We start from the raw sequence: 14,715 nt of genomic DNA, 5'->3' as shown, positions 1-14,715 counted from the left end.
GACACGCCGTGGGATTCCACGGCTCGGGATTGCGGCCGTGTTTGGCATCGTAGGAATCGTCCTACAGCCGATACGCCTCGCTACCGGCAGCGACGAGCGGTTCGTGCGGTTCCAACGAAAACTATGGCACGAATGCACACACGCCGTCGCGGCTCGTCCGACTCGGACAAGCCGGCGGCAGACGAACCCCCGGAGTGGAGCGACGTCGAGGAAGACGCCATCGAGGAGCGCGTCGTCGAACTCGCCGAACAGGGTCACTCGCCAAGCGAGATCGGCCTGAAACTGCGCGACGAAGGCGTCCAGGGCACCCCGGTGCCGAACGTCAAGCTCGCGACCGGCAAGAAGGTCACCGAGATTCTCGAGGACAACGACGCCGAACCGGACTTCCCCGAGGACCTCCGCAACCTGATGAAACGCGCCGTCCGACTGCGCGACCACATGGACGAGAACCCCGGCGACCACCAGAACAAGCGTGCGCTCCAGAACACGCAGTCGAAGATTCGCCGGCTCGTCGACTACTACCGCGGTGACGAGCTCGACGAGGACTTCACCTACAGCTACGAGAAAGCTGTCCAGCTCCTGTAATGTCGGCTACCGGTCGGGACCAGGCGCCAGCCCCCTCGCCCAGTGACCTCGCCGCCGCGCTCAACGAGTCCGCCTTCGTGCGGCTCGTCAGCGACGCGACCGGCGATTCGCTGGCCGGCACGGGCGTGCTGGCGCGGGCACTGACGGCCGACGACACGCCCTTCCAGGCGAGCGTCGTCGGCCCCTTCGCCAACCCCGACCGGACCACAGAGGCCGACGTGACTGTCGCGCTCGGTGCCGGCCACTCCACAGCCGACCACACGCTCTCGGCGCAGCCGGCCGCGACGGCCTTCGCCGTCGCCCGCGAGCTCGGCGCCAGCCCCGACCCCGTCCTCGCGCTGGCCGGCACGATCGCCGGCGGCGACGTGGACGGAACCGTGGCCGACGCCGCCGAGCGGTCTGGCCTCGAGCGCCGCCCGGGACTCGCCGTCCCGGTCGCGGATATCGCCGACGGACTGGCCCACTCGACACTGCTGTCGGGGCCGTTCTCCGGCGACGCCGAGGCGGCACGGACCGCCCTCGCCGAACTGGACCTCCCGTCCACCACGAGCGCGGACCTGACCGACGACGGCCACCGGCGCGTCGCGTCGATGGTCGCCCTTGCGGTCACCGAGGACGCTCCCGAGCGGGCGACCGACGCCGTCGCTCGGGGACTCCACCCCTACGCCGGCGGCCCCTTCGAGACGGTCGGCGGCTACGCCGACGTGCTCGACGCGGTCGCCCGTGAGGCGCCAGGCACGGGCATCGCGCTCGCCCTGGGCCACGAGGGCGTTCGCGAGAACGCGCTCTCGGCCTGGCGAACACACGCCAGCGACGCTCACAGGGCCGTCGCCGACGCGACCACGGGCCGGTACGACGGCCTGTTCGTCGCCCGCGGCGACGCGATGCCCGTGGGCACCGTCGCACGCCTCGTTGCGGACTTCCAAGCGCCCGAGCCGGTCGCCCTCGTCGTCACCGACGGTGAGGCGGCCGCCCGCGCCACAGACGGCCGGGATGTCGCCGCGACCATGCGGGCCGCGACCGATGACATCGCCGGTGAGACGGTGGGACAGGGCGACCGCGCCCGCGCACAGTTCGACGTTCCGACGTCGGAACTCATCGAAGCGTTCCGGGAGGCAGTATGAGACGAGCCGAACTCGAGACCGAATTCGGCTCGCCCGACCGCGCCGACCGTATCGCCGCGGCCGTCCGCCCGGACAACACCGCCGAGATGACCACCCGCGTCGAAGGCGAGACAGTGGTCACCACTATCGAGCGCGACAACACGAGCGGCCTCCAGTCGACCGTCGACGACTACGTCGTCAACCTCCGCGTCGCAGCACAGCTTACGACTGACACAACACAATCCAACCATGAGTGAACGAAGCGTTTCCAAGCGCAAACAGCAGAAACGGTGGTACACCGTGCAGGCTCCCGAGCAGTTCGACCGGGAGACGCTCGGTAAGACCACAGCAGACGAACCGGACAAGGTGCTCGGCCGCACCATCGAGACCACGCTGGGCGAACTGAACAACGACGCCAGCGAGAACAACACCAAACTCACGTTCAAGATCAACGAGGTCGCATCCGACACGGCCTACACCGAGTTCATCAAGCACGAGCTGACGCGGGACTACCTGCGCTCGCTCGTCCGCCGTGGCTCCTCGAAGGTCGAGGCCTTCATCACCGTGCTGACGACGGACGACTACCGCGTCCAGATTCAGCCGGTCGCCGTCACGACGAAGCGGGCCGACGCCTCCCAGGAGAAGGCCATCCGACGCACGATGATCGACCTCGTCGAAGAGACGGTCAAGGACCGGACCTTCGAGGAAGTCATCGACAGCGTCGTCGAGGGGCGCCTCTCCTCGGCCATCTACGGTGAGGCCAAGGACATCTACCCGCTCCGACGCGTCGAAATCCAGAAGACCACGCTCGAAGCCCGACCAGAGGAAGTCGCCGCCGAAGAGGAGACGGCCGTCGATGTCGACGAAGACGACGTCGACGTCGAAGCCTAACCGCTCAGGACGGATAGTTTCCTTTTTATTGTCGAGCGCTGAGCGGCCGCGCTGTCGAACCCCCTCAGTTCGGCGCGGTCGTGTTGCCGTCCGTCGGCCTCGTGGCGCTGCTCGTCTCGGTGGTCGACCGGTCGCCGGTCACGACGACGGAGCCGACCATCCCGCCCCGCTCGTGTGGGATACAGAAGTAGGGGTACTCCCCGGGCACCTCGAAGGTGTGTTCGAACGTCTGGCCCTCGAACAGCGTCCCGCCGGAGCTGTTGCCCCAGGCGTCCTCTGCGGCCTTCTCGCTGTCGAATCCGCCCGAGGCGAAGTAGTCGGCGCCGTCGGGGAGCTCGCTCTCGTAGGCCGTCACCGAGTGGCCCTGCTTGTTCGTGTTGAGCCAGGTGACCGTGGTCCCGGCCGTGACCTCTAGGGTCTCGGGTCGGAACTCCTTTGCACCCATGCCCACGTCGTAGTCGGTCGGTGTGCTGCCTCCGATACAGCCAGCCAATCCGACGGCTGCCGTCGGTACCGCTGCCCGGAGGAAAGCCCGTCGCTCCATACGCACGCTCGGTTCCGGACGGACAAATGCCGCTCGGTCTTGCTCGGTGCCGTCCACCCTGAGTGACATATCTCGCCGTGGGAATTATCGAGCAAACAGCGATATCGCCCGGTCACGTGGCTCCGCATTCGAATCGTCATCGGAACGATTCGCCTATCGTACGACACCGCAGCAGGACACCTCTCGTGACTCGGTCGTCGGACCGGTACCGCAAGTAGCTTCTCTACTCCTCGACCGCCGCGCTCTCGTTCGACAGGGACGATTCGTTTTCCGAGTTCGTCTTGAACCGGTCGAGGATGGCACTGAGCGGCGTGGCGTACCGCTGGAGGTCGTTCGCTCGTCTGGAGACGTCGTTGAGCTCCGCTGACTGCTCTGCTACCGTTGCGCCGACGACCTGGGTCTCGGTCTGGACCCCCTCACCGATATTGGCGGCGTCCCGAATCTCGCTGGCCTGTTCTTCGAGACGGGCTATCTGGGGCTCGATGTCCGCGTCGGGGTGGCTCGCAGCGACCTCTTCGAGGGCCGCTACGACCCCGTCTATGGTCTCGGATGCCGCCTGCAGCTGCTCGCGTTGGGCCCCGATATCGCCGGAGATAGTCTGCATGGAGTCGATGACGTTATCGCTGGCCCTGCGGACCGTGTCGCTGCTCTCCTCGACGCCCACACCGGCTCCCTCGACTTCGCCGACGTACGATTTGAGATGGTCCGTCGTCTTCTCCAGTTCGCTGACCATCTCGTTGAACTCATCTGCCATTCTGTCCATCGCCTCGTCTTCGCCTCGCCCCTCCATGCGAACAGTGAGGTCACCGTCCGCACACTGCTGCATGGTGTCGGCGTACTCCTCGGCTGTCCGCTTGGAGGGAGCGGTCGGCTCGTCACCTCCGGTTCGAGCGGTGTCTTCGTCTGTCTGTGTCTGTTCGGCGTCGTCGGATCCACCCGTGAACGCGTCGCGAAGCGCACCGAGTCCACGAGTCACCACGTTCGAATTCGTGTCTCTCCCGTTACTCATTCTGATGCACCTCGATTCGGCAGATATCGTCACCGTCTTTCATACACTGTGGCTCCTCGATTGTCAGCTCTGTCTCGTAATGCGTGCCGGTCCCCATCAGCAGCCCCTTGCCGAACTCACAGAGCTGCCGGTCGGACCGATAGAGAACGGCTACCCCGCCGTCACCGATCGGCTCCGTCTCGAGTTCCGGCGGTGTGAAACCGCTGTCGGTGCGGGCCTTGAGTGACTGGTGAATCGTCTCCTCGACGTTGTTTATCAGGTCTAGCGCACCCCACTCGTCGTCGAAATAGATTCGGCCGTACATCTCCGCCATCTCGGCGAAGAGGAACTGGCCGAACTCCCGCTGGAGCTCCGTACCAGTCGCCTCTGATTCGTCCAGAAGGACCTGATATATGCCCAGAAACTCTTCGTCGGGATAGTCATCCATCCGTGTGAACTGGTTCCGCTCTATACCCGCGGCGTCTTTGACTGCTTCCCAGGTGCTGCGGTCGTGCTGTTCGATAACGAACGAGCGCAGCCCTGTCATCACGACTCCATGCATCTGAATACACCCATAAACGACCGCCGATTTAAAAATTTCGCCTCTGGCGAAAAAATAAATCACATCCGGGAAAATAAATCAGGGGCCGTTCGACTGTTGGTCAAGCCATCACCAGGCCTCTGCGGTGCGGGCTGATACTGTTGTCCTCGCTCGAGGAACGACCCGTCTCACTCGCTCTGAAACGTCAGTCCGTCGCGCAGGTCCCGAACGTCCCCAAGCAGCGTGGCGCGGTCGTCGTTGTCGTCTCCGGTCAGCGTGAGATGGCCCATCTTCCGGAGCTCGTACACCTCGCGCTTGCCGTACCAGTGGAGGTGGGCGCGCGCGGTCGAGAGCGCCGTCTCCTCGCCGTGCATGACCGCGTCCTGGCGCTCGGTGACGTCGCCGAGGATGTTCGCCGACACCGTTGGGTCTCGAATTTCGGTGGTCCCGAGGGGGTCGCCAAGTACCGCCCGGATGTGCTGTTCGAACTGGGAGGTGTGACAGCCCTCGATGGTCCAGTGCCCGGAGTTGTGGGGGCGGGGGGCTATCTCGTTGAGCAGAATCCTGTCGTCGCTGGTCTGGAACAGCTCGATACCGAAGACGCCCCGGCCCTCCATCACGTCGAGGACGTCCATCGCGACCGATTGGGCCCGGTCCCGGACCTCGGCGCTCGCTCGCGCCGGCGCGACGCTCTCCCTGAGAATCTCCTCGCGGTGGACGGTCTCGGTGACGGGGAACGTGTCCCGTTCGCCGTCACCCAGACAGCCCATGACCGCGAGTTCGCGCTCGAAGTCGACCATCTCCTCGACCATCGCCGGCCCGGCGATGTCGGCCATCGCGGCCTCGACCTCGTCGGGACCGCCGACCGGGACGTTGCCCCGCCCGTCGTAGCCGCCGGTGCGGGCCTTCAGCATGGCGGGATAGCCCAGTTCGTCGCAGGCCTCGCGAAGCTCCTCGGCCGTGTCGACACCGCGGAACTCTGGGACCGGCACGCCGGCCTCGGCGAGCCGGCGCTTCTGGACGAGCTTGTCCTGGATGGTCCGCAGGGTCTCGGGCGCCGGATGGACCGGCGTGTCGGTCTCTTCGGCGACCCCTTCGAGCACGTCCGGGTCGGCCAGTTCGATTTCGAAGGTGAGTACGTCGGCGCGCTCGGCCAGTTCCCGGAAGGTCGATTCGTCCTCGAACCCGCCGACGAGCTGGTCGCGCACCACCGGTGCGGCCGGGCAGTCAGGCGTCGGGTCGGCGACGACGACCTCGACGCCCAGCGGCGCCGCGGCTTCCCCGAGCATCCGTCCGAGCTGCCCCCCGCCAACCACGCCCACGGTCGGGCCGGGCGACGTTCGTGTCATACGACGCTCTATCGCTGGGGCCCGCTTAAGTCTTCGAGTTCCGCTCGCACTATGCCGTCCCGTTGTCGACGGCGGTTGTCAGTTCGCCGTCCCGTTGTCGACGGGGCTTGTCAGTCCGCCGTCCCGTTGTCGACGGCGCTTGTCAGTCCGCCGTCCCGTTGTCGACGGCGTCCTCGTTCGTCCAGACCGTGAACACGTTCCGGTCGCCGGTGGTGCGCAGCCGGTAGCTCTCACCCTCGTAGCCGGCGGCCCGTAGCTCTTCTTCGGGCACCGTCGGGTCGAAGTTCTGGGTGATGATGACCGGCGAGGTGCGCTGGTCCGCCAGCGATTCGAGATTCCGCTCGCTGTTCTCGCAGTCGACGTCCATATCGCCCGCGGCGAAGTACCACGGCAGCGGCAGGGAGTTGTACCACATCATGCAGGTCGGCTTGTTGTTCCGGTAGGACTCGTCCCAGCTGTTCCGGTCAGGGCCGACGTAGGCGTTGTAGCGGTCGTGCTGGCTGCCGGACTCGCCGTAGTAGACCACCACGTCGGTCGAACCGTTGTTGGCCGCCGCGAGCCGGTCCATCTCGCGGAGTTCACCCTTGAGCTCCGCGTTCGGCTGGGCGTACTGGACCATCGGGTTCGAGTCCTCGGTGGTGTTGGTGTACACCTGGCCCACACCCGCCTGTGCGACCAGTACAGAGAGTGCAAAGAGGACGAGCGTGGCGCTGCCGAAGCTGGGCAGGTCATCCGTCGCCAGCGACTGGCTGCCCCAGCGGACGACGGCGGCCAGCGCGACTGCTGCCGGGACCGCCAGCGGGACGACCATGTGGACCGCGAGCCACGGCGCGCCGATGTCGGTCCCCAGCGGGTAACCGAAGATGGAGACGAAACCGGCGTAGAAACAGAACGGAATCAGGTGCCGAGGCGTGGTGATGCCCAGCCGGTCGAGGAGGTAGCCCACGCCGGCCAGTGCCGCCACCGCACGCGACCCCTGCACCAGCGCAGCGGTCGACGGCCAGAAGTGCTTCATATACGTATCGTAGGGTTTCATACCGCTAAACGGCCAGAAAGACTCCCCTCCCGTCCCCGAAGACCCCCCTTCGCCGGAGGGCAGCCAGTTGCTCCACTGGTCTACGACGCGGTCGACAGTGGTTTCGAGTAGTTGCGGGAACAGCGCCGGATTCGTGATACCCTCCCAGAAGCCGATGTAGCCGGGCGCGCTCGCGGCGATAGCCGGGTGGCTCTCGATACCGTCGATGCCGGCGCCACGGGGTGCGTAGAAGAACAGCGAAACGAACCCAAAGGCCACCAGTGCGAGGACGATGTGGCCGACGTAGGCGCCGGCGGTGAGCCAGGCGTCGTCGTGGCGCGCCCGGAAGCCCCGCACGATGCCGACGACCCGGCCCACGTCGCCTTTCACCCGACCGACGAGCCGGTCGCGTACCCGTGACGGGGAGGGTGCCTCGGCGAGGAAGGTCGCCGCGTCACGAAAGCCGTCTGGGAGGACCAGAATCTTCGCCAGCAAGAGCCCGGTCGCGCCGAGCCACGTCACGACGTAGACCAGCGCGTTCTCCTTCGAGGCAAAGCCCAGCGCGAGAAAGACGCCGGCCGCGTACATATAGCGGGCCTTCCGCGTGTCGTAGAGCCGAACGAGGAAGGCGAAGGCGGTGAACATGAAGGCCGCGACGAGGACGTCGCTGCGCATGAACCGCGAGTAGTACAGCATGACGGGGTCGAGGGTGAACAGGAGTGCCAGGGCGACGATTTCGCTCCGGTTCAGGTGCTCCCGCAGGAGCAGCGCCGTCAGGGGGAGCAGGCCGCCCACGACGGCGACGGGCAGCCGCATCGCGAAGTCCGAGGGCCCGATGAGCCCGAACAGCCACCGGTCGACGTGCTGGATAAAGGGGCCGTGGATGATGTAGCGGTAGGCGAAGTTACCCGTATCACCGTAGTGCCAGGCCCAGTACGCGACCCGGCCCTCGTCGAAGTGGGCCACGCGGTAGCCCAGCGAGACGACACGAAGCGCGAGACCGAGCAGCGTAATCGCGACGACCAGTTTCACCGTCGCGTGGTCGTCGCTGTCGAGCCAGGACTGGCCACGGCGACGGAACTGCTGGAGGGCAGATACCACCCCGGACGACGTAGACATTACCGGGTGCAAGACGAGCGAGGATTAGAATCTTTCTGGTTTCCCGACACGGAACGGTAGTTCTTTACGCCCGAGTGTCCCCACACCGCGTATGGTGCAGCTCGGACTGGTCGTCGCTCAGTACGACAAACATGGGGACGTAATCGACGCGATGCACGAGTCGGCACGCGCGGCCGCCGAGGACGCGGGCGCGACCATCGCCGAGACGCTCTCGGTCCCCGGGGCCTACGACACGCCGCTTCCGGCCGACCGGCTAGCGCGGCGTGAGGATATCGACGCCGTCGCGGTGCTGGGCGTCGTCATCGAGGGCGACACGGACCACGACAAGGTCATCACCGAGGCCGCCGCTGGGGGGCTGACAGACGTCTCCCTCGAACGGGACACTCCCGTTACGCTGGGCATCATCGGGCCGGGCATGAGCAAGGACGAAGCCGAGGCCCGAACCCACAAAGGTGGGTCGGCCGTCACGAGCGCCATCGAACTCGCAAAACTATGACTATGGACTTCGCTTCACGGGTCGGACGTGTAGAGCCGAGTGCGACACTCGCGATAAGCAACAAGGCCGCCGAGCTGGAGGCCGAGGGCAAGGACGTGGTCGACCTGAGTGTCGGCGAACCGGACTTCGACACGCCCGAGAACATCAAGGACGCCGCCAAGGACGCCCTCGATGCGGGCCACACCGGGTACACCTCCTCGAACGGTATCCCGGAACTCAAAGAGGCCATCGCGGCGAAGCTCCACGACGACGGGCTGACCCAGTACGACGCTGACAACGTCATCGTCACGCCCGGCGGCAAGCAGGCCCTCTACGAGATATTCCAGACCGTCATCGACGACGGTGACGAGGTCGCCCTGCTGGACCCGGCGTGGGTCTCCTACGAGGCGATGGTGAAACTCGCCGGCGGCACCCTGACTCGCGTCGACACCGCGGCCCACGACTTCCAGCTCGAAGGAGCGCTCGACGACCTCGCCGAGGCCGTCTCGGACGAGACGGAACTGCTCGTCGTCAACTCACCGGGCAACCCCCACGGCGCGGTCTACTCCGAGGACGCGCTCGAAGGGGTCCGCGACCTCGCCGTCGAGCACGATATCACCGTCATCTCCGACGAGATTTACAAGGAGATAACTTACGACGGCGTCGAAGCCGTCTCGCTGGGGACGCTGGATGGGATGGAAGACCGAACGGTCACGCTCAACGGCTTCTCGAAGGCCTACTCGATGACCGGCTGGCGGCTCGGCTACTTCGCCGGACCCGAGGAGCTCGTCTCCCAAGCCGGGAAGGTCCACTCGCACTCGGTCTCCTGTGCGGTGAACTTCGTCCAGCACGCCGGCGTCGAGGCTATCACGAACACCGACGAGGCAGTCGAGGAGATGCGCCAGGCCTTCGCCGAGCGACGGGAGTTCCTGATGGGCCTGTTCGAGGACCACGGCGTCCACGTCCCGGAACCCCAGGGCGCGTTCTACATGATGCCCGAAATAGCGCCGGATGGAGACGACACCGAGTGGTGTGACAAGGCCATCTCGGAGGCACAGGTCGCGACCGTCCCGGGCACCGCCTTTGGCACGCCCGGCTACGCTCGCATCTCGTATGCCAACAGCAAGGAGCGACTCGAAGAAGCAGTCGACCGGCTGGCCGAACACGACCTTATCTAACGCCGACTCGTTGTTCGGCGGAGTCAGGCCGCCCGAAGGGCTTCTCGCCGTTTGTACAGATACCACCCGCCAAACAGGGGATAGGTGGGGGGCAGGAGGAACATGGAGGCAAACGCCAGCGAGAGCGTCAGGCCGGGGTTCGGGTGCCACGTGCTGGAGTTCAGACGAACGTACGTCGAGTCGCGGTAGATGGCGTACGGGAACGGGGCCAATAGGATGACACCGAGGCTCGCAAGCAACAGCGCGATTGGAAACAGCGCGTGTGGAAACCAGTAAGTTGCTATCTCGATGACCAGTCCAGTACCGATGAGCGGCGTCGACAGCACCAGACTCCCCGCGGCGACAGCGCCCCACCGTCCGGTATCGACCCAGTCGGCGACGTGTTCGTGACGCTTGTAGAGGTAGTAGAAGGCAAGCGGTGGAAAGAAAAATGTACCGAGCCCGAACACGGCCGGGTCTGGTTGCCAGTCGATGTCCACGGTTTCGAGGGTTTTGGCATCGGAGTAGACGGCAATACCGGTGGTCAGTGCCCCAGCCCCAAGCAGTGCAATCGCGAGGAGGGGAAGTACAAATAAACTGAAGAACAAAATAGTTCCAAATCCGATATATATACCGCCTATCAAAACATCTGAACCGGTGATGTACCCCAACGTGATCAGACCCCCCATCAATAACAACGGTATGGAGACGAAGACGAGCAACGCGATCGGCGTCATCAGCGCCCACTCCATGTACCGGTACGACTTCGACTCCACGTCGTCGACGGTGGCTCGTTTCGTCGACGTTCCCCCCCAGTCTTGCATATAATTCGCCATCCGAAAAGACAAATAAAGTAAATTCCGGTCGAAAAGCCGTGTTACCGTAGTGCCCGGTAGCGATGACAGCGATAGGAGTCGCCGAAGAACGGGACCGGTATCGAGACGAAGAGCACGGCCAGCAACGCGGCGTCCGAGCAGGATAATATTAGAAAGCTAACTGTTTTTGCCGTGGGATACGGAACGGTTGGTATGCCAAGCAGACGTGCAGTGCTGTCGCTGGTCGCCGGTGGCACACTCGCACTCGCCGGTTGTGGCGGGTCTGCCGAGGGAACGGAACGAGACTTCGGACTGACGACTACTGGGGCCGAGGGCGTTCCCGGGCAGGCTGTCGGCGTCGAGCTGACGGCCCGAGGCCTCGGTGTACTCACGTACCGCGTCGACGCCCTCCCATCGGGCTGGCAGGTGACACAGGGGGATTTCGACCCCGGACCGACCTCGGTCCGGGAGATGTACCCGCCGGAACTACTGTGGGAGCCCCCCATCGGCACGGTGACGGGGTCGTTCATCGTCGAAATAGGCCCGAAAGCCGCGCCCGGAGACTACTCGCTTCCCGTCGAAGCCAGGGCCGGTGACTCGGGACAGACCACCGTCTCGACGGCGGTTATCACCGTCGAGGGACCGACGCAGACGCCTACGAAACGGGAGCCGACCGGGACGCAATCGCCACGGAATTCGACGGGGAGTCCCTCACCACAGCAGCAATCCCCCAGCGGGACCGACTAGTCGGTCCGCTCTTCGAGAATCCGGTCGATGATACGCCCGGTCGAGAGCAGCCGCTCGGGGTCGTCCCTGTCCAGCGGGCTCGCCCGGCGAATCTCGCAGTCGATACCGCGCTCGGAGAGCGCCGCTTGCAGGCGCTCCTCGTCGTGGTGCTGGTCGTACCCCAGCGCGATGACGTCCGGGTCGATGCGCTCGATGGGGACGAAGATGTCCTCGGGGTGGCCCAGGTGGGCCTCGTCGACGGGTTTCAGCGCCGCCACCATCTCCCGGCGCTGCTGGTCGGGCACCACCGGTGGCGCCTTGTGCGTGACGTTCTCAGAGCGGGCGATGATGACGTGTAGCTCCTCGCCCATCTCGGCGGCGTCCCGCAGATAGTGGACGTGGCCGGGATGGAGCAGGTCGAAGGTGCCCTGCGCGACGACGGGGGTCACGAATCCCACTCCTCCTCGCGCAGTTCCTGGTCGATGTCGTGCTGGTCGAAGTCGAAGAACGTCTCTTCGGGCGGGTCGATGTCCAGTACGGGCAGGTCGACCGGCTCGCCGTCGTTGTCGAAGGCCTGCCAGTCCCCGGGTCCGTACGGATACCCCACGATGATGTGGACGTCGCCCCGGCCGAAGGTGGCCAGGTCGGCGTCGCTCGGCTGGAGGACGCCGTTGGGGTGGGAGTGAATCGACCCCGCCGCGCGCATGTCGTTTGGCACCATGTTCGTCTTGAGGGTCGCACTGACCGGGTCCGACTCGGTACCCGGAATCACGAGGACGTCCGTCAGGACGGTCCCATCCCGGTCCAGGCCGACTTTTCGGGCCTTGTCGCCCCGAAGCAGTCCCATGTACTCGTTCGGATGCGTGTCCTCGGACGCGGCCCGCGCGAAGTCCAGTGCCGACTCGGCGATACCGAGAATCTCGCCCGAGCGAAACAGCCCCATGTTCGGTGGGTAGTTCGGACCGGTTCTAAGGGTTCCGCTCTAGGACTCGGACGGAATACTACTGACACGAGTCACACTCAGCCGTTGGACCGCCAGAAAGCCCCGGCGGGCTGAAATCGGGGACTCGCTGCGCTCCTCACTCACTACGTTCGTTCCGGTGCTTGCGTCGTCCGCCTTCGTTCAGCCCGCCGCCCCTTTCAGCCCCACCCATGCCGGCTGACCAACCGGCTACGGGTGGGACTGAAAGGGGCCGGACTCTCAGCGAACCCCGGCGAAGCAAGCACCTACGGCGCGCAGCGAGCCGCGGGAGCTGAGAGTCCGGGGGCTTTCTGGCGGTTGTCGTCCACAGTGGCCGTTTCGACAGTACTGAACCCGGCGTTTGCTAGCCAGCGATTTCGAAGAGTACAAACCGGCGAGTATCGAAGTGACGGCAAATGTCTTCGCCAACTGGCACCGACGACGGTGCCGAGGCTCCCGAGGGGGGAGCCATCGTCTACGATTTAGCGTCTGGCTGTACCGCTGACGACGTCGACGTCGGCTCGCGCTACCGGGCCACGGTCAACGGGGTCGTCGACTACGGGGTCTTCGTCGACCTCTCCGACGCCGTCTCCGGGCTCGTCCACGACTCAAACCTCCAGGGGTCCTACGAGGAGGGCGACCAGCTCGTCGTCGAACTGGGCGAGGTCCGCTCGGACGGCGACATGAGCTTCGAGGAGGTCGACGTGACGGAGTTCGAGACCGAACACGTCGCCCACGGGACCGCAGCCGACGTCGACGGACTCGCCGACGCGACGGGCGATACCGTCGTCGTCGAGGGACAGGTCGTCCAGATTAAACAGACCGGCGGGCCGACCATCTTCCAGGTCCGCGACGGCACCGGCGTCGTCCCGTGTGCCGCCTTCGAGGAGGCCGGCGTCCGTGCCCACCCCGACGTGGAAATCGACGACATCGTCCGGGTCTCCGGCCGGGCCGAGGAACGCAACGGCGGCGTTCAGGTGGAAGTGGACGCGCTGACGCGACTGGACGGCGAGGCGGCCGACGCGGTCGAAGCCACCCTCGACGACGCCCTCGAGGCGGCGGCCGAGCCCGCCGACATCGAGCCGCTCGTGGAGTGGCCTGCCTTCGAGAAGCTGTGGGAGGACCTCCGAGAAGTCGCCACTGAACTCCGAAAGACCGTCCTCGAGGGCCGCCCCATCCGGATGCGCCACCACGCCGACGGCGACGGCCTCTGTGCGAGCGTGCCGCTGCAGGTCGCCCTCGAACGGTTCATCGCGGACCACTACGAGGACGGCGACGCGCCCCAGCACCTCCTCAAGCGGCTGCCGAGCAAGGCACCCTATTACGAGATGGAGGACGTCACCCGAGACCTCAACTTCGCGCTGGAGGACCGCACCCGGCACGGCCAGAAGCTCCCGATGGTCTTGATGCTTGACAACGGCTCCACCGAGGAGGACACGCCGGCCTACCGGAACCTCCGTCACTACGACATCCCCGTGGTCGTCGTCGACCACCACCACCCGGACCCCGAGGCCGTCGAGCCGCTCATCACCGAGCACGTCAACCCCTACCTCCACGACGAGGACTACCGCATCACGACCGGGATGATGTGTGTCGAGCTGGCGCGGATGATCGCGCCCGACCTCTCCGAGGAACTCCAGCACGTCCCCGCCGTCGCCGGGCTCTCGGACCGCTCAGAGGGCGAGGCGATGCCGGACTATCTCGCGCTGGCAGAGGAGCAGGGGTACGACGAGGGCGACCTGCGCGACATCGGTGAGGCGCTCGACTATGCGACCCACTGGCTGCGCTACAGCTCGGGCGAACAGCTCATCACCGACGTGCTCAACGTCGACTGTGACGACCGACAGCGCCACACCGAGCTCGTCGACCAGCTGGCCCAGAAGGCCGAACGCGACGTCGACCAGCAACTCGACGCCGCGATGGAACACGTAGAGCACGAACGCCTGGACAACGGCGCCCACCTCTACCAGATCGACGTCGAGAACCACGCCTACCGCTTTACCTACCCCGCACCCGGGAAGACGACCGGTGAGATTCACGACGCGAAGGTCGCCGAGACCGGCGACCCCGTCATCACTATCGGCTACGGCCCCGACTTCGCGGTCCTCCGGTCTGACGGCGTCCGGCTCGACATCCCACAGTACGTGACGGAACTGACCGAGGAGGTCGACGGCGGCGGCGTGAGCGGCGGCGGCCACCTCGTCGTCGGCTCCATCAAGTTCGTCAAAGGGATGCGCGGCGAGGTCATCGACGCGCTGGTCGAGAAGATGGCAGACGCCGAAATCGACGAGGAACTGGCCAGTTCGACGGCGCTGCCCGACGACGTCTGAACCGGTAGTTCTGCCCCCTAAACCTCGCTGAGTTCGGCAAACACCGCGGCCCACTTCTGAGTCCTGCTGTCTTGAAAACGGGTCCCAAAACGTGGGATACGTGCTGGGTAAACGTC

General features: G+C 65.6%; 16 protein-coding genes. 8 read left to right on the top strand and 8 right to left on the bottom strand.

The genetic code is table 11. The annotated features are described in order from the left end of the window. The first annotated feature begins 123 nt into the window (after positions 1–123). Genes EGD98_RS08180 through EGD98_RS08165 form a run of 4 tightly spaced genes read left to right on the top strand, consistent with a single transcriptional unit; the run spans position 124 to position 2,579 of the window. The gene (locus EGD98_RS08180) at positions 124–585 is read left to right on the top strand and encodes a 30S ribosomal protein S15 (protein ID WP_220587844.1); all 462 of its coding nucleotides are present in this window, start codon (positions 124–126) and stop codon (positions 583–585) included. Next, on the top strand, positions 585–1,709 hold the full coding sequence (locus EGD98_RS08175; RefSeq protein ID WP_220587843.1) for a hypothetical protein: 1,125 nt from the start codon (positions 585–587) through the stop codon (positions 1,707–1,709). Before EGD98_RS08180 ends, EGD98_RS08175 begins: the two co-directional genes overlap by 1 nt. Further along, complete coding sequence (locus EGD98_RS08170) at positions 1,706–1,945, top strand: KEOPS complex subunit Pcc1 (RefSeq protein WP_220587842.1); 240 nt, start codon at positions 1,706–1,708, stop codon at positions 1,943–1,945. Before EGD98_RS08175 ends, EGD98_RS08170 begins: the two co-directional genes overlap by 4 nt. Next, a complete protein-coding gene (locus EGD98_RS08165; protein WP_220587841.1) occupies positions 1,938–2,579 on the top strand; it encodes a 30S ribosomal protein S3ae in 642 nt (213 codons plus the stop codon). Before EGD98_RS08170 ends, EGD98_RS08165 begins: the two co-directional genes overlap by 8 nt. 64 nt (positions 2,580–2,643) lie before the next feature. Here the strand turns inward: EGD98_RS08165 and EGD98_RS08160 are convergent, their stop codons facing one another. The 5 genes from EGD98_RS08160 to EGD98_RS08140 all read right to left on the bottom strand — a co-directional run bounded on the left by EGD98_RS08160 (position 2,644) and on the right by EGD98_RS08140 (position 8,135). Beyond that, positions 2,644–3,123 (bottom strand): plastocyanin/azurin family copper-binding protein, encoded by a 480-nt coding sequence (locus tag EGD98_RS08160; protein WP_220587840.1) that lies wholly within the window; start codon positions 3,121–3,123, stop codon positions 2,644–2,646. A gap of 223 nt (positions 3,124–3,346) precedes the next feature. Next, positions 3,347–4,132 carry a methyl-accepting chemotaxis protein gene (locus EGD98_RS08155; RefSeq protein ID WP_220587839.1) on the bottom strand — a complete coding sequence of 262 codons (786 nt, stop codon included), beginning with the start codon at positions 4,130–4,132 and terminating at the stop codon, positions 3,347–3,349. After that, complete coding sequence (locus EGD98_RS08150) at positions 4,125–4,673, bottom strand: heme NO-binding domain-containing protein (protein WP_220587838.1); 549 nt, start codon at positions 4,671–4,673, stop codon at positions 4,125–4,127. The genes EGD98_RS08155 and EGD98_RS08150 overlap by 8 nt, the downstream gene beginning before the upstream one ends. A 167-nt stretch (positions 4,674–4,840) precedes the next feature. Next, positions 4,841–6,001: a 5-(carboxyamino)imidazole ribonucleotide synthase gene (locus tag EGD98_RS08145; RefSeq protein WP_220587837.1), complete on the bottom strand. Its 1,161-nt coding sequence runs from the start codon at positions 5,999–6,001 to the stop codon at positions 4,841–4,843. Between the two features lie 142 nt (positions 6,002–6,143). Beyond that, entirely contained in the window at positions 6,144–8,135 is a 1,992-nt protein-coding gene (locus EGD98_RS08140) for a flippase activity-associated protein Agl23 (RefSeq protein ID WP_220587836.1), read from the bottom strand. A 91-nt stretch (positions 8,136–8,226) separates the two neighbouring features. Here EGD98_RS08140 and ribH point away from each other — a divergent pair, with 91 nt between their 5' ends. Both ribH and EGD98_RS08130 read left to right on the top strand, forming a co-directional pair. Further along, complete coding sequence (ribH, locus tag EGD98_RS08135; protein WP_220587835.1) at positions 8,227–8,631, top strand: 6,7-dimethyl-8-ribityllumazine synthase; 405 nt, start codon at positions 8,227–8,229, stop codon at positions 8,629–8,631. Beyond that, positions 8,628–9,788 (top strand): pyridoxal phosphate-dependent aminotransferase, encoded by a 1,161-nt coding sequence (locus EGD98_RS08130; RefSeq protein ID WP_220587834.1) that lies wholly within the window; start codon positions 8,628–8,630, stop codon positions 9,786–9,788. The genes ribH and EGD98_RS08130 overlap by 4 nt, the downstream gene beginning before the upstream one ends. A gap of 23 nt (positions 9,789–9,811) precedes the next feature. Here the strand turns inward: EGD98_RS08130 and EGD98_RS08125 are convergent, their stop codons facing one another. Further along, a complete protein-coding gene (locus EGD98_RS08125; protein ID WP_220587833.1) occupies positions 9,812–10,591 on the bottom strand; it encodes a hypothetical protein in 780 nt (259 codons plus the stop codon). A 204-nt stretch (positions 10,592–10,795) separates the two neighbouring features. Between EGD98_RS08125 and EGD98_RS08120 the strand changes: the two genes are divergently transcribed. Continuing rightward, positions 10,796–11,329 (top strand): hypothetical protein, encoded by a 534-nt coding sequence (locus EGD98_RS08120; RefSeq protein ID WP_220587832.1) that lies wholly within the window; start codon positions 10,796–10,798, stop codon positions 11,327–11,329. On the opposite strand, the gene EGD98_RS08115 is transcribed toward EGD98_RS08120, so the two are convergent. Beyond that, positions 11,326–11,757: an FAD synthase family protein gene (locus EGD98_RS08115; RefSeq protein WP_220587831.1), complete on the bottom strand. Its 432-nt coding sequence runs from the start codon at positions 11,755–11,757 to the stop codon at positions 11,326–11,328. The two genes, EGD98_RS08120 and EGD98_RS08115, sit on opposite strands and share 4 nt — an antisense overlap. Then, positions 11,754–12,251, bottom strand: a complete 498-nt coding sequence (locus tag EGD98_RS08110) for a Mov34/MPN/PAD-1 family protein (protein ID WP_220587830.1) — start codon at positions 12,249–12,251, stop codon at positions 11,754–11,756. Before EGD98_RS08110 ends, EGD98_RS08115 begins: the two co-directional genes overlap by 4 nt. Positions 12,252–12,685: 434 nt before the next feature. Here EGD98_RS08110 and han point away from each other — a divergent pair, with 434 nt between their 5' ends. Then, positions 12,686–14,599 (top strand): Hef-associated nuclease, encoded by a 1,914-nt coding sequence (gene han, locus EGD98_RS08105; protein WP_220587829.1) that lies wholly within the window; start codon positions 12,686–12,688, stop codon positions 14,597–14,599. Positions 14,600–14,715: the final 116 nt, after the last annotated feature.

It is taken from the genome of Haloarcula salinisoli (genome assembly GCF_019599405.1).
GTDB classification, from domain to species: domain Archaea; phylum Halobacteriota; class Halobacteria; order Halobacteriales; family Haloarculaceae; genus Haloarcula; species Haloarcula salinisoli.
The sequence above is the reverse complement of the archived record's forward strand: the minus strand, read 5'-3'. Positions and strand labels throughout refer to the sequence as shown.

What these genes read in the sequence shown, in the direction of transcription:
- EGD98_RS08180 (WP_220587844.1), top strand. Translation starts at nt 124, where the DNA reads ATGGCACGAATGCACACACGCCGTCGCGGCTCGTCCGACTCGGACAAG.
- EGD98_RS08175 (WP_220587843.1), top strand. Translation starts at nt 585, where the DNA reads ATGTCGGCTACCGGTCGGGACCAGGCGCCAGCCCCCTCGCCCAGTGAC.
- EGD98_RS08170 (WP_220587842.1), top strand. Translation starts at nt 1,706, where the DNA reads ATGAGACGAGCCGAACTCGAGACCGAATTCGGCTCGCCCGACCGCGCC.
- EGD98_RS08165 (WP_220587841.1), top strand. Translation starts at nt 1,938, where the DNA reads ATGAGTGAACGAAGCGTTTCCAAGCGCAAACAGCAGAAACGGTGGTAC.
- EGD98_RS08160 (WP_220587840.1), bottom strand. Translation starts at nt 3,123, where the DNA reads ATGGAGCGACGGGCTTTCCTCCGGGCAGCGGTACCGACGGCAGCCGTC.
- EGD98_RS08155 (WP_220587839.1), bottom strand. Translation starts at nt 4,132, where the DNA reads ATGAGTAACGGGAGAGACACGAATTCGAACGTGGTGACTCGTGGACTC.
- EGD98_RS08150 (WP_220587838.1), bottom strand. Translation starts at nt 4,673, where the DNA reads ATGCATGGAGTCGTGATGACAGGGCTGCGCTCGTTCGTTATCGAACAG.
- EGD98_RS08145 (WP_220587837.1), bottom strand. Translation starts at nt 6,001, where the DNA reads ATGACACGAACGTCGCCCGGCCCGACCGTGGGCGTGGTTGGCGGGGGG.
- EGD98_RS08140 (WP_220587836.1), bottom strand. Translation starts at nt 8,135, where the DNA reads ATGTCTACGTCGTCCGGGGTGGTATCTGCCCTCCAGCAGTTCCGTCGC.
- ribH (WP_220587835.1), top strand. Translation starts at nt 8,227, where the DNA reads ATGGTGCAGCTCGGACTGGTCGTCGCTCAGTACGACAAACATGGGGAC.
- EGD98_RS08130 (WP_220587834.1), top strand. Translation starts at nt 8,628, where the DNA reads ATGACTATGGACTTCGCTTCACGGGTCGGACGTGTAGAGCCGAGTGCG.
- EGD98_RS08125 (WP_220587833.1), bottom strand. Translation starts at nt 10,591, where the DNA reads ATGCAAGACTGGGGGGGAACGTCGACGAAACGAGCCACCGTCGACGAC.
- EGD98_RS08120 (WP_220587832.1), top strand. Translation starts at nt 10,796, where the DNA reads ATGCCAAGCAGACGTGCAGTGCTGTCGCTGGTCGCCGGTGGCACACTC.
- EGD98_RS08110 (WP_220587830.1), bottom strand. Translation starts at nt 12,251, where the DNA reads ATGGGGCTGTTTCGCTCGGGCGAGATTCTCGGTATCGCCGAGTCGGCA.
- han (WP_220587829.1), top strand. Translation starts at nt 12,686, where the DNA reads ATGTCTTCGCCAACTGGCACCGACGACGGTGCCGAGGCTCCCGAGGGG.